The 13,333-nt window shown below is 70.0% G+C and carries 13 protein-coding genes; 6 read left to right on the forward strand and 7 right to left on the reverse strand.

Features of this window, described 5'->3' with window-relative positions; genetic code table 11:
• Window positions 1-18 precede the first annotated feature (18 nt).
• Window positions 19-753, forward strand: a complete 735-nt coding sequence (locus LCY71_RS20055) for a helix-turn-helix domain-containing protein (RefSeq protein ID WP_225336340.1) — start codon at window positions 19-21, stop codon at window positions 751-753.
• Between the two features lie 31 nt (window positions 754-784).
• Here the strand turns inward: LCY71_RS20055 and LCY71_RS20060 are convergent, their stop codons facing one another.
• The 5 genes from LCY71_RS20060 to LCY71_RS20080 form a co-directional block, all read right to left on the reverse strand.
• The gene (locus LCY71_RS20060; protein WP_225336341.1) at window positions 785-1,426 is read right to left on the reverse strand and encodes a helix-turn-helix domain-containing protein; all 642 of its coding nucleotides are present in this window, start codon (window positions 1,424-1,426) and stop codon (window positions 785-787) included.
• Window positions 1,427-1,521: 95 nt separating this feature from the next.
• Window positions 1,522-2,568, reverse strand: a complete 1,047-nt coding sequence (locus tag LCY71_RS20065; protein WP_225336342.1) for a P-loop NTPase — start codon at window positions 2,566-2,568, stop codon at window positions 1,522-1,524.
• A gap of 222 nt (window positions 2,569-2,790) precedes the next feature.
• The gene (locus tag LCY71_RS20070) at window positions 2,791-3,858 is read right to left on the reverse strand and encodes a phosphotransacetylase family protein (protein WP_225336343.1); all 1,068 of its coding nucleotides are present in this window, start codon (window positions 3,856-3,858) and stop codon (window positions 2,791-2,793) included.
• A complete protein-coding gene (locus tag LCY71_RS20075; RefSeq protein ID WP_225336344.1) occupies window positions 3,855-5,957 on the reverse strand; it encodes an acetate--CoA ligase family protein in 2,103 nt (700 codons plus the stop codon). Before LCY71_RS20075 ends, LCY71_RS20070 begins: the two co-directional genes overlap by 4 nt.
• Window positions 5,958-6,264: 307 nt before the next feature.
• Window positions 6,265-6,903, reverse strand: a complete 639-nt coding sequence (locus LCY71_RS20080) for a GNAT family N-acetyltransferase (RefSeq protein ID WP_225336345.1) — start codon at window positions 6,901-6,903, stop codon at window positions 6,265-6,267.
• 173 nt (window positions 6,904-7,076) lie between these two features.
• Between LCY71_RS20080 and LCY71_RS20085 the strand changes: the two genes are divergently transcribed.
• A complete protein-coding gene (locus LCY71_RS20085; RefSeq protein ID WP_225336346.1) occupies window positions 7,077-8,039 on the forward strand; it encodes a C-terminal binding protein in 963 nt (320 codons plus the stop codon).
• A 139-nt stretch (window positions 8,040-8,178) separates the two neighbouring features.
• Here LCY71_RS20085 and LCY71_RS20090 read toward each other — a convergent pair whose 3' ends face one another.
• Both LCY71_RS20090 and LCY71_RS20095 read right to left on the reverse strand, forming a co-directional pair.
• Window positions 8,179-9,411, reverse strand: coding sequence for an HAD family hydrolase (locus LCY71_RS20090; RefSeq protein ID WP_225336347.1), 1,233 nt, complete (start codon window positions 9,409-9,411; stop codon window positions 8,179-8,181).
• Between the two features lie 70 nt (window positions 9,412-9,481).
• Window positions 9,482-10,015, reverse strand: a complete 534-nt coding sequence (locus LCY71_RS20095) for a DoxX family protein (protein WP_225336348.1) — start codon at window positions 10,013-10,015, stop codon at window positions 9,482-9,484.
• A 185-nt stretch (window positions 10,016-10,200) separates the two neighbouring features.
• Here LCY71_RS20095 and LCY71_RS20100 point away from each other — a divergent pair, with 185 nt between their 5' ends.
• The 4 genes from LCY71_RS20100 (at window position 10,201) to LCY71_RS20115 (ending at window position 13,325) form a co-directional block, all read left to right on the forward strand.
• Window positions 10,201-11,553, forward strand: a complete 1,353-nt coding sequence (locus LCY71_RS20100) for an MmgE/PrpD family protein (protein WP_225336349.1) — start codon at window positions 10,201-10,203, stop codon at window positions 11,551-11,553.
• 84 nt (window positions 11,554-11,637) lie between these two features.
• Window positions 11,638-12,471, forward strand: a complete 834-nt coding sequence (locus LCY71_RS20105) for a phosphosulfolactate synthase (RefSeq protein WP_225336350.1) — start codon at window positions 11,638-11,640, stop codon at window positions 12,469-12,471.
• A 138-nt stretch (window positions 12,472-12,609) separates the two neighbouring features.
• Entirely contained in the window at window positions 12,610-13,149 is a 540-nt protein-coding gene (locus LCY71_RS20110; protein ID WP_225336351.1) for a DUF2243 domain-containing protein, read from the forward strand.
• Window positions 13,149-13,325: a hypothetical protein gene (locus tag LCY71_RS20115; protein WP_225336352.1), complete on the forward strand. Its 177-nt coding sequence runs from the start codon at window positions 13,149-13,151 to the stop codon at window positions 13,323-13,325. The genes LCY71_RS20110 and LCY71_RS20115 overlap by 1 nt, the downstream gene beginning before the upstream one ends.
• Window positions 13,326-13,333 lie beyond the last annotated feature (8 nt).

Here is a 13,333-nt window from a genome sequence, read left to right on the forward strand (position 1 = left end):
GAGGTGCAAAGCATCGGTATGGCCCTGTACGAGGCGTCCCTGCGGGTGAGACACGAGTGTCCGTATCGGTCGATCTCGGAGCGCTATCCGGACCTCACGATACGGGAGTGGCCGCTGAGCGACTGCCAGGTGCTCGAGATCTCCTCGGAGGAGACGCCGACCGAAGAGCTGCTCGCGGAGATAGACGAACTGGGGACGGTGCTCCACGAGTCGACCGACGACGACGGTTACCACGTCGTCACGCAGTCCTGCCTCTGCTCGCTCGAGGAGTCGATCGTCGACCGGTTCGAGGCGCACAACTGCCTGTACCAGTCCCCGACGATCTACCGCCAGGGGTGGGAACACTACACGGTCGTCGCGTTCGACGAGGCCGACGTCCGGTCGCTGCTCGCCGAGTTGCGCGAGGACCGCGACATCGATCTCCTCTCGAAGACGTCGATCGCGGAGAAGCAGGTCCCCCACAGCATGCTGGCGCCCGTCGACCGGCTGTTCGACGACGTCACCGACCGGCAGCTGGCGGCCCTGCAGCTGGCGCTGGAGAGCGGGTACTACGAGCAGCCCCGGCGGACGTCGCTGCGCGACCTCGCCGAGCAGACGTCCGTCGCCCGGTCGACCTACGAGGAGCACCTCCGGAAAGCCGAGAACAAACTGCTCTCGAACGCGGGGCAGTTCCTGCGTCTGGTGACGGCGACCACGTCGACGAATCCCCTCCGGTCGGAACAGCCCGCCAGCGTCGACCAGCGTGCCGACTGAACGCGGGTCCGATCGCCGGCGCGACCACCGTTCAGTCCGCGTCCGCGAACGCCGACGTCGCGAGCTTCGCCTCGACCGCACTGAGCCGCTGTGAGAGCGCCGGCTTCGAGACGCCGATGTCGTCGGCCAGCTCGCCGAACGACGTCTCCCGCGGCCGCTCGTAGTAGCCGCTCGCGACCGCTCGGACGGCCGCCTCACGCTGTTTCTCGGTCAGTCCCGCCAGTTCGACGGTGATGGTCTGGCAGGGGCCGTCGGCCGCGCCGTCGACCCGTCGGATCCTGCACAGGTGTAGTTCGGTGGTGACGCCTTCCAGACCGTCGATGAGCTCGCCCAGCGTCGCCCGATCGGGCAGGTACGCCTCGACCCGGAACCGGTCGTCCGAGACGTCGGTGACCTCCGGAACGCAGCCGACGGCGTCGAAGACGGCGCAGGGACAGCCCCCGTCGACCTCGCTGGTAGCGTGGACGACGGTTGCGTCGTCGGCTCGCTCCGGCGTCCGAACGGTGACGTCCGTCCGGCACGTCCGGCCCGCGAGCCGCTGGCGAGCGTCGACGACCTCGTCGTCGATCCCCGACAGCGGACACTCGCCGGGCGTCTCGGGGGCGATCTCGAGTTCGACGCAGAGGTCCCGTCGGGATCGTTCGGCGTCGGCCGGATCGCGACTATCGCTCATGCCCGCTAGTTCGATTCGGACGGGATTAAGCGGGCGACGCGATCCAGCGCCGCGGGAATCGCCCGGTCGCTTAAGTCGATCGAACGCGGTCACGCCTACGCGGCGTCGACCAGCGGGCCGTCGACGCGGTCGGCGTGGGAGCGGCGGCGGAGCCGGCCGACGCGGTCCATGACCGTCCGCGCGAGTTGCCGGAGCTTCCCCGTCGACAGCCCGCCGTCGTCGGCGAGCGCGATCGGCGCCCCGGACCGCTCGCGGACGGTCGGGTCCAGCGGCAGCCGAACCAGCAGCGGCGCGTCCAGGTCGTCGGCCAGCAGCTCGCCGTCCCTGGTGTCGACGCGGTCGTGCACCGCGTTGCACTCCGGGCAGACGAACGTGCGCTTGTTCTCGACGACGCCCAGCACGGGGAGGTCGCGCTCCCGGCACTGCGCGACGGCCTCGCGTGCTCCGGCGACGGCGATCGACTGTGGCGTGGTGACGACGACGGTGCCCAGCACCGGCAGGCGGTCCAGCACCGCGCGCTGGGCGGCGCCCGACCCCGACGGCAGGTCGACGACGACGTAGTCGCGGTCTGCCCAGTCGAGGCCCGCCCAGGCGTCCGCGACCAACTCCGCCGCCTCGGCCGGCCGGTCCGCGACCGGCCCGTCGCCGTCCGCGAGGAAGTCCACGCCGAACAGCGCCAGGTCGCAGGCGTCGAGCGGTGCGACCGGCTCGCCGTCCGCGGCGGCGCCGTCCGCGCCCAGTTCGTGGGCCGTGGTCGGCCCGTGCACGTCGGCGTCGAACAGGCCGACCCGCGCCCCGCGGCGGGCCATCGCCGCGGCGAGGTTCACGGCCACGGTGCTCGTCCCGACGCCGCCCTTGCCGGAGCAGAGGCCGATCACCGTCGGCGTGTCGTCCCGGCCCGCGGGGGTCGCGTCGTCGACGTCGATGACGATGTCCGCGTCGTAGCCCGCCTCGTTGACCCGGTCGCGGACGTCGGCGATCAGATCCGTCTCCGCGGGCGAGTAGGGCGCGCCCAGCGCCAGCGGCACGCGCGCCGTCGTCGCCGTCGTCTCCACCGCACCGACGATCCCCAGCGAGACGACGTCGTCGCCGAGGTCGGGGTCCGTTACCGTCGCCAGTCGCTCCAGTAGTTGATTGGTCACGGTCGTCACCTCCGCAGGTCTGCCCCCGCCCCCGGGCGGCGGGCGATCGTCTGCGATCCGAACGCCGCTGGACGCGGGGAGTCGGTCTGTGTCGGCGTCACATCCGTACGTACGCCCCCGACCGGCATCCCGACGGTGCTTAACTGTTCGTTCCTTTAAGGCGGGTTGCGAACCGGGGCCGCCGGGCTGCGACGCGAACCAGGCGCCGGGGCGCGCCCGGCGTCACTCGGCCGGCGGTAGCAACCGGTCGACGTCGACGCTCTCCGCCAGGAGTTCGCGTGCCCGTTCGACCGTCCGCTCGGTCCGCGTCCGTCCCGAGTGGAGGACCCCCTCAACGCGATCGACCGTCGTGCGCGTGTCCGACTGGACCAGCAAGACGGGGACGCCCTCCTCGCGGGCCCGACCCAGGACGCTCTCGGGCGGGCGGAAGCCGCCGGTCAGCAGCAGCGCCTCGACGCCGGGCGCCTCCAGCGCCGCCGCCTGGATCTCGGCGCGGTCGCCGCCCGCGATCATGACGGCGTTTCGCGTCCGGCGGAACTGCCCGAGTGCGCTGTCGCTGCCCATCGCGCCCACCGTGAACCGCTCGACGCGGTCGTCGAGCGTCGCGTCGCCCGAGAGCACCTCGGCGCCGAGGCTCTCCGCGAGGTCGGCCACGGGGACGCTGGCCAGTTCCTCGTCCCGGGGGACGAGCCCGAAGACCGGCACGCCACGGCTCTCGAGGAACGGGACGACGTCCTCGGTGAGTTCGTCTATCGACGCGTCAGTGACGCGATTGAACACGACGCCGGCCAGGCGGTCGCCGATCGACCCGGCCGCGGCCAGCACCTCGTCGACGTCGCCGACCTCCTCGTACCCCGCGACGAGGAGTACCTCCGCGTCGATCGCCGCCGCGAGGTCGACGTCGGTGAGGTCGATCGCACTCCCGGTCGCGAGACCGTCGCTCCCCTCGACGACCATCAGGTCCCTGTCCGCCGCCAGGGTCTCGAAGCTGTCGACGACCCGCGAACGCACCTCCTCGGGGTCCTCGCGGCCGCGCATCACCTCCTGGACGAACGTCGGCGAGTAGACGACCGGCTCCATCTCGTGCATCTCCGCGTCGAGGTCCAGCAGCGCGCGGGCCAGCAGGGGGTCCTCGTCGCGCGTCTTTCCGGTCGCGCTCCGGAGGCGGGTGCCCATCGGCTTCATGTAGCCCACCTCGCGGTCCCGGTCGCGCGCCTCGGCGGCGAGCGCGAGGGCGATTGCCGTCTTGCCGATACCTGCGTCGGTCGATGTGACGAGTAGCGTACTCATGAGTCTCGGTCGATCGTTAGCTGCAAGTCCAGTGCGGTGACCCCGTCCGGCGCCGCGATCAGGGGGTTCACGTCCAGTTCGGCGATGGCGGGGAAGTCCGCCACCAGCTGCGAGAGGCGCTGGATCGTCTCGACGAGGGCGTCCTCGTCGACCGGCTCCCGGCCCCGCGCGCCGCGCAACAGCGGCGTCGATTCGACGTCCTCGAGCATGTCGCGGGCCTCGGTCTCGGTGACCGGCGCGACGCGGAGCGTGGTGTCCTCGAACACCTCGACGAAGACGCCGCCGAGGCCGAAGAGGACCAACTGCCCGAACTGCGGGTCCCGGTTCGTCCCGAGGATGGTCTCCGTGCCGGCGTCGAGGTCGACCATCTCCTGGACCTGTACGCCCAGGAGCGTCGCGTCGCGCTGGTACTCGCGGGCGCGGACGACCAGGTCCTCGTAGGTGTCCCGGACGTCCTCCGGCGAGACGCCGACCTCGACGCCGCCGATGTCGGACTTGTGCAGGATGTCCGGGCTGACGATCTTCATGACGACGTCGCCGTCGATCTCCTCGGCGACCCGCTGGGCCTCCGCCGGGCCGTCGACGACCTCGCCCTCCGGCGTCGGGATGCCGTAGGCGTCCAGCAGGTCCATCGCCTCGACGCCGAGGCGGTTCGTGTCCCGCCGCTCCGCGCGGTCGAGGATCTCGCGGGCCCTGTCGCGGTCGACGTCGAACCGCTCTGGCTCGGCGTACTCCCGGGACTGGATCTCGTCGTAGCGCCGCAGCGCGTCGAGGCCGTTCACGGCGCGCGCCGGGTCGAAGTACGAGGGGATCCCCGCCTCGGAGAGGATCTCGCGGTAGCTCGTTCCCGACTCGCCGCCCATGAACGAGGCCGCAATCGGGGCCCCAGATTCCACCTGCCGCTCCGCGACGGTCTCGGCCAGGGCGTCGAAGTCCACCACGGCCGTCGGGCAGGCCACGACGATTGCCATCCCGACGTTGTCGTCCTGGAGGACCGTCTCCAGGGCGACGTCGAACCGGTCGGCGGGCGCGTCCCCGAGGACGTCGACGGGGTTGTAGATGTTCGCCTCGTCGGGCAGCACCTCTCCCAGTCGCTCCTTCGTGTCCTCCGTGAACTCGGCCAGCGACAGGTCGGCGTCGCCGACGGCGTCGGTGGTCATCACGCCCGGGCCGCCGGCGTTGGTGACGATGGCGACGCCCTCCCCGTCGGGCAGCGGCTGGCCCGACAGGATCTGCGCGTAGTCGAACAGCTCCTGGACGGACGACGCCCGGAGGACGCCGGCCTGCTCCAGTCCGGCCTCGTAGGCCGCCTCGGAGCCGGCTATCGCGCCGGTGTGGGAGGCGGCGGCGCTGGCCCCGGCGTCCGTGCGCCCGGACTTCACCACGACGATCGGAGTGTCCTGGGTCACCTCGCGGGCCGTCCGGACGAACTCGGCGCCGTCGCCGACGTCCTCGAGGTAGCCGAGGATGACGTCCGTGTCCGGGTCCGCACCCCACTCGGCGACGAAGTCGCCCTCGTCGAGGACGGCCTTGTTACCGAGCGAGACGATGTCCTTGAACCCGACGTCGCGCTCGGCCGCCCAGTCCAGGACGGCCGTGACGAACGCCCCCGACTGGCTCATAAATGAGATGTCGCCCTCGCGGGCCATCACGTCTCCGAACGTGGCGTTCAGCCCCCGAGGGGTGCTCATCACGCCGATGCTGTTCGGTCCGACGACGTTCACGTCGTGCTCTTCGGCTGCCTCGCGCAACTCGCGCTCGCGGGCTGCGCCCTCGCCGCCGGTCTCGCCGAACCCGGCCGTGACGACGACGACGTTCTCGACGCCCGCCTCGCCGGCGTCCCGGACCGAGTCGACCGCGGCGTCCGGCGGCACGGCGACGACCGCGACGTCGATGCCGCCGGCGTCCTCGACGTCGCCGATCTCGTCGTGACACGACAGCCCCAGCGCCGACTCCTTGTACGGGTTGATCGCGTGCACCGCTCCCTCGAAGGAGTCCAGCAAGTTCCGGGTGATAGCCCGGCCGACGGAGCCGTCACTGTCGGTCGCTCCGACGACTGCGACCCGTGACGGCGCAAACAGTGTAGACAATCGGCCCATCCAGTCGATAGTCGGCCCCGCGAAACCGTTATACTACGACTCGATTCCCACGCCGTGAGATTCCACAGACGAACCGACGGCCCTTTTTCCCTCGTAACTCTACAGTAGAAATTGAACGCGCTGACACATTCGAAGGGTACCCGAGGTACTCCTCGATGTGTGAATAGTTTCAATTTCTACTATGGGCGTTTGTTCGGTCGCGGCGGTCCGTAGTGTCAGAGTCCGTGTCCGATACGAACGTCCCCGGTCGTCGCTCCACCGGCTGCTCTGTGATCGTATTCGACGAGCAACTGTCGGCTGAAGGGCGCTACGGTGCCGGGCCGTCTCCGCGGAGGATCGGCGGGTACCGAAACTCCTCGGCCCGCACGCCCGAGAGCGGGAGCCGCAGTCGGAGGGCGTCGATCCGACCGTCTCGGCGATCGTAGGAGAACTGCTCGACGATCTCGAACCCGATGCGGTCGCACAGGCCCCGTGCGGCGTCGTCGTCCGCGTCGGCGACGGCCGCGAGCGCGTCCCTGTCGGCCGCGGTCGCGGTCGCAGCGACGTGCTTCGCCAGTTCGGTCCCGATGCCCCGGCACCGATAGCCCGGGCGGACGAACGCGGACAGTTCGGGCTCGGCCGCGTCCGTCGGGGCGTACAGCGCGTGCCCGACCACGTGCCCGTCGCGCGCGGCGACGACGTCGCACCCGTCGGCGACGAGGTCCGCGAGCCACTCCGCGACGCGCGTCCGTCCTCCGGGCGGCACCGCCCGTCCGCGGACGCGGTCGGACGGCGAGGCGTCTTCGTACAGGTCGACGAGCGCGTCACGATCGGCCTCCCCGGCCGGCCGGACGACCCACGGCTCTCCGTCGCGGTCGACGAAGCGCGGGCACCGGGGCGGACAGTGTGGCGACCCCTCGCAAGTCCCGGGCTCCCAGTACGCACAGCGGTAGTCAGCGTCGGCCATACGTCCGTCTCGCGCTGCGTCCGGGTTAAGAGCGGGCGCGCGCTCCCACGGAACGGGAATCGGGGCGGAAGCGGGCGGTCGACGGACCGCGCTGATCGACGGTCCCGGTCCGGATTTTCACCCGACGGGAATCGGTTGTCCGCTTTTAGGTCCCGCTCGGCGCAGGGACACACATGGACGTAGTCGCGGTCGACGATCCGATGATCGACGCGGACCGCATCGAGGCGGCGCTCGGCGAGGAAGACGCCGTCAGGACGACCGACGCCGACGACGGGGACGCCCTCGCCGCCGCTGCGGACGGAGCGGACGCCCTCGTCGTGGACGTGAACACGCCCGTGACGGCGCCCGTGCTGGCCGCCAGTGACGCCCTCCGGATCGTCGCCCGGGCGGGCGTCGGCGTCGACAACGTCGACGTCGAGGCGGCCGCCGAGCGCGGCGTCCACGTCACGAACGTCCCCGAGTACTGCCAAGACGAGGTCGCGACGCACGCCGTCACGCTCCTGCTCGCCTGCCTCCGGCGCGTGACCGGGCTCGACCGGGACGTCCGCGCCGGCGAGTGGGACTGGGCGGGCGCCGGTCCGGTCCGCCGACTCGCCGGAACGACGGTCGGGCTGGCGTCCTACGGTCCCATCGCCCGCCGGGTCGCCGACCGGCTGGCCGGGTTCGGCGTCGACCTCGTCGCGTACGACCCCTACGTCGACGCCGACGAGATGGCCGACGACGGCGTCGAGAAGGCGTCCCTCGGCGACCTGCTGGACCGCGCGGACCACCTCGTCGTCCTCGCGCCCCTGACCGAGGAGACGCGCGGACTGATCGACGGCGACGCCCTCGACCGCCTTCCCGACCACGCCGTCGTGGTCAACGCCGGCCGCGGCGGCGTCGTCGACGAGGGAGCGCTCGACGCGGCGCTCCGCGAGGACGGGATCGCCGCGGCCGGCCTCGACGTCTTCGAGAACGAACCGCCGACGGACTCCCCGCTGCTGGACCGGGACGACGTCGTCTGCACGCCGCACGCTGGGTGGTTCTCCGTCGAGGCGCGCGCGGAGCTCAACGACGCGGTCGCGCGCAACCTCCGAGCCGTGCGGGACGGCGAGACCCCGCCCGACCGGATCGAACCCGAGACCGATTGGGTGTGACGGATCCCGGTGGGTCGCATCGGCTCCCCCTATAGTAGAAATTGAACGCACTGACACACTCGAGGGGCACCCCAGGCGCCCCTCGATGTGTAAATAGTTTCGATTTCTACGATATCCTCCGTCGCTCCGCCCGACGACGTCACTGATCGCGGGCCTGTTCAGCGAGGCGGTTGAGGGCGAACGCGGTTCGCAGGACGTCGTCGGCGGCGCCCGCGTCGAACACGAGCCCGTCTGCCTCGCGTACGTGGTCCAGAACGCGCCCCGAGGCGTGTTCGGGCGCGGCCGCGATACCCGCGTCGGTCTCGGCGATCCACTCCATCACCCGGAGGTCGCTCTTGCTGTCGCCCATGACGAGCGCGAAGGGGTCGTCGACGCCGAGGACGTCGAGCGCGGCCTCCACACCGGCGACCTTGTTGAGTTCGCGGCTCGCGATCTCCGCGGCGTCGGCCTCGTAGTAGGCGACGTCGATGCGGTCGAGGACGGTGGCGACGTCGTCGGGCACCTCGACGGCCGCGGGATCGACGGACGCGCCCTCGTCGTCGAGAACGCGCTCGATCTCTGGGTCCGCGGCGGCGTAGTACGCCCGCGTGTGCTCGACGTCGGCGCGGGGCACCGCCTCCGCGAGGAGGTCCAGAACGTACACCGTGGCCTCGTCGATGACGGCCGCGGCCTCGTCGCTGCCGGTCTCGTGATTGGGCTTGAGCGTGACGTTGAACTCGTTGCCCTGGAGGTGACACCCGCGGCGGATGGTCTCGGGGGCGTCCGGGAGGATGCTCGAGCGGACCGCGTCGAAGACGTCGGTCACGGCGTCGTCGAGGTCCTCGTAGAGGAGCCGCTTCGTGTCGGGGCCGTGGCCGGGCGTGAAGACGCCGGTCCCCGCCTCGTAGACAACGCTCACGTTCCCGGAGTGGACGAGCTCGTTGCCGAGTCCCTGGATGAGAAAGCCCTTGACGTTCTCGATGGTCTGTCCCGTGCAGATGACGATGGGGACGCCCGCCTCATGGAACTCAGTGAGGAAGTGTAGCGTCTCGCGGGGGATCTCGTTGTCCGTCTGCCCGGCCGACCGCAGCGTCTCGTCGACGTCCAGGACGAGGACGTTCACGCCGCGCTCGTAGGTGGCGTAGAGGTCGAGCGCGGCGAAGGCCTGCTCGCGGGTCGCGTGCGCCGCGAGCTCCGCGAGCGTCTCCCCCTCGGCGAACACGGCGGAGATCTCCTCCTTGTCCCCTCTAAGACGCCGGCTGGCCTGCTCCCAGTACCCGAGGGCGACGCGCGAGTCGACCGGCGGAAAGAGGTCCACGAAGTCCTGATAGGCCCGGAGGGTCCCGGTGTCGAAGTCAGCGTACAGCGAGTACAGTTGATCGTACCGCTCCATAGTCGAAGCCTGCTCGCAAACGTCAAAAGCGATAGGATACCCGCCGGAGATGCGTCAGAAAAGTACGCGGTTACCCGAGGAGGTACCGCAGCCGCGGGTGCCGGCGGACGAACGCGGTCCGCTCGAGGACGGCGTCGACGCCGAGGATCCGGCCCGCGGCGAAGGCGCCGACGATCACGAACGCGAGCAGCCCGAGCAGGTCGCCGTTGACGTACCCGTGCGCCCAGTCGGCGTTCCCGAGGTAGAACATGACCATCAGGAAGCCGCCGAAGAAGGCGGCCAGCCTGGTCATCGCCCCCAGGATGAGTCCCAGTCCGATGAGGAACTCGCCGAGCGGGATCATCACGTTGGTGAACTCGAGCAGCCAGGGCGTCCCCGCCACCGCGGCGAAGAAGCCCGCCAGCGGGCCCCCGGCGTTAGCCAGGAATCCCGCCGCGTCGAAGGGCTCGCCCGCGACGAACGCGAACTTGGTCCAGCCGGCGTGCAGGAACCAGTACCCGACGATCAGCCGGGTCAGCACCAGCACGTAGCCGGCCACGCCGTCCGCGTACTCGAAATCGCGTTCCTCACCGAGCAGCTCTATCGTGGGTTGATTAGTTGCCATCGTCGTCTCACATCTATAGAGAGGGGTCCTCGATACATGAACTAGCGAGCGGGCTCTCACGCCCCGGGAGCGACTCTCACTTTCCGGGAATCCCGTCGCATCGAGTAGCTGCCCGGTCGCGTTCGATCCGATTGTGAGTGAGTGTCTGCCAAAGCCGTTTCCCGATAGCGACCGTACCGTCACGTATGACAACGACGAAGGAGCTCGCGGAGTTCGTCCAGAACGTCTCCGTCGACGAGTTTACCGAGGAGACCACGGAAGAGCTGAAGAAGCGCATCGTCGACTCGATCGGCATCGGTGCCGGGGCGCTCGGCGCCGAACCGGTGGAGGCGGTCTACCGGACGGTCCAGCGGGCGAATCCGGGCGACGACTGCACGCTGTGGGGTCGCGGAGAGACGGCGTCGCCGGTCGGCGCCGCGATGCACAACACCGCCCTGACGCGCTACCTCGACTTCATGGACTCGTTCCTCGCGCCCGGCGAGACGCCCCACCCCAGCGACAACATCGGCGCCGTGATCGCCGCGGGCGAGTACGTCGGCGCCTCCGGCGAAGAGCTGCTGGAGGGCGTGGGAGCCGCCTACGAGGTCCAGGGGGAACTCGCCTGGAACGCGCCCGTCCGTGACAGGGGCTGGGACCACGTGACGCACACGGTCGTCTCGGCGACGTGCGGCGTCGCCACGGTGCTCGACCTCGACGTCGAGACGACGCGGCACGCCATCGGCATCGCCGGGACGGCGCACAACGCCCTCCGGGTGACCCGCACGGGCGGCATCAACGAGTGGAAGGGCATCGCGTCGGCCAACGCCGCGCGAAACGCCGTCTACGCGGCGCTGCTGGCCGAGGACGGGATGGAGGGCCCGACAAACCTCTTCGAGGGACAGAAGGGGTGGAAACAGGTGATCAGCGGCGAGTTCGAGGTCGACCTCGATCCCGGCTGCACGCGGGTCCACGACGTCATGACCAAGCGCTACGTCGCGGAGACGTACGCCCAGTCCGCCGTCGAGGGCGTCATCGAACTCGCGGAGCGGGAGGACCTCGACGGGGACGAGGTCGAGCTCATCGACCTCGAGACGTTCGCCGGCGCGAAGCTGATCATCGGCGGCGGCGAGGGGGACCGCCACGCGGTCGAGACGAAGGCCCAGGCGGACCACTCGCTGCCGTACATGCTGGCGGCCGCGCTCCTCGACCGGGAGATGGGCACCGCCCAGTACGACCCGGACCGCATCACCCGCGACGACGTGCAGTACCTCCTCCGGCACGTCACCGTCGAGGAGAACGACGAGTTCACCGAGCGGTTCGAGGCCGGGGAGATGCCCGCCCGCGTGACCGTCGAACTCGAGGACGGGACGATCCACACCGTCGAGAAGGACGCCTTCGCGGGCCACCCCGCGAGTTCGATGGACTGGGGGCAAATCGAGGCGAAGTTCCACGACGTCGCCGGCCAGCAGTTCGACGAGCAGCTCCGGAACGAGATCGTCGAGGTGGGGCGGCACCTCGACCGGCACGACGGCACCGACCTCGTCGCGCTGCTAGTGTAGGGACCTCGGTCGTCACTTCTCGGGCACCCTGCCTGTGACAGGTTGTCATACTAAACGTCTAGCGAACGAACTGTCAGTCGTACCATGGTCGACCGCACCTTCGAGTTCCTGCACCACAACGAGCGGGAGGAAAAGCCCAGAGAAAAGGGGATCACGGAGATCCGGGGCCCGTACTACGATCCGATGGGGCCGCGCGAGCTACGGGATCTCATGGAGACGATGGGGCAGTACGTGGACATCTACAAGTTCAGCGGCGGCTCGTTCGCGCTGATGCCCGAGGAGGCGGTGACGGAGCTGATCGACGTCTGCCACGAGTACGACGTCAAGGTGTCCACCGGTGGGTACGTCGAGAACGTCCTGATCCGGGACAACGACAGAGTTGAGCGGTACTTCGAGGAGGCCGAGCGGCTCGGGTTCGACATCGTCGAGCTCTCCAGCGGGTTCCTGGCTATCGGGACGGACGACATGGTGCGGATGACGGAGATCGTCGCCGAGGACTACGAGATCGATCCGAAGCCGGAGATCAACGTCCAGTTCGGCGCGGGCGGTGCGACGGACCCGGACGTCCTCGAGGAGCAGGGCCAGCAGGATCCCGAGCAGGCCATCGAGGAGGGGAAGCGCCACCTCGAAGCGGGCGCGGACCTCCTGATGGTCGAGGCCGAGGGTATCACCGAGGAGGTCAACGAGTGGCGGACCGACGTGGCCTACCAGATCGCGAACGGGCTCGGCATCGAGAACCTCGTCTTCGAGGCGCCCGGCCCCGAGATGTTCGAGTGGTACGTCAAGAACTTCGGGCCCGAGATCAACCTGTTCGTCGACAACTCCCAGATCGTCGAACTGGAGTGCATGCGCTCCGGGCTCTGGGGGAAGGCGACCACCTGGGGCCGGACGGTCACCTGGAAGGGCGACCGGGAGTAGCCGGGCGTTCCGTCGGTGGTCGCCCAGTTCAGGGAGCTACTGTTCGCCGTGACCGGCGTTGCCCCGGGTGACCGCGTCAGGACGGGTGCCCCATTCCGTATCCTCTGACATTTCCGTGTCGCCCGCGAACGGGCGGACATGAGCGACCGAGCAGCCGACGGACGCGACCGACCCACCTCAGCGGTGACCCGGCGGGCGCTCCTGGCGGCGGGCGTATTCGGGTTCGGCTTCAGTGGCCTGATCGACGTGCTCGTCCTCCACCAGGTGCTCCAGTGGCACCACCTCGTGTCGGGGATCTACCCGATGGACACGCTGAGCGGCCTGCGAACGAACGTCTTCGCAGACGGAGTGTTCTCGATCGGGATGGTCCTCGTCATGGGGACGGGAGCGGGGCTCCTCTGGCGTGCCGAGCGGCGAACCGCCGCCCCGCTGGCCGTGCGACCGCTGGCCGGGGCCGCGATCGTCGGCCTCGGTGCGTTCGACGTGTTCGACGCCGTCGTCGACCACGCCCTGCTGGGCCTCCACCAGCCCGTGGGACAGGGCGGCCAGGCGTTCTCGCTCGGCGGGCCGTACAACCTGCACTGGATCCTCGTGAGCCTCCTGTTCGTCGCCGCCGGCTACTACGTCTACAGCACCGGCCTGCGAGAGCGGGATCGCGACGTGGAGGACCGCGCCTGATGGGGGACGGATCGCTCGTCGTCGCGGAACTACCGGTGTTCGCTGCACTCCACGGTGCCCCGTCGCCGCCGGTCCCGCACTGGCTCGTCCTGCTCGTGGTGGTCCCGGCGCTCTGGCTTCTCGTCACCGGCGCCGTGCTCGCGGTCGATCGACTGCTGGAGCGGTTCGGCGCGTGAGACCGGCG

The organism is Halomicrobium urmianum (assembly GCF_020217425.1).
Classification (GTDB): domain Archaea; phylum Halobacteriota; class Halobacteria; order Halobacteriales; family Haloarculaceae; genus Halomicrobium; species Halomicrobium urmianum.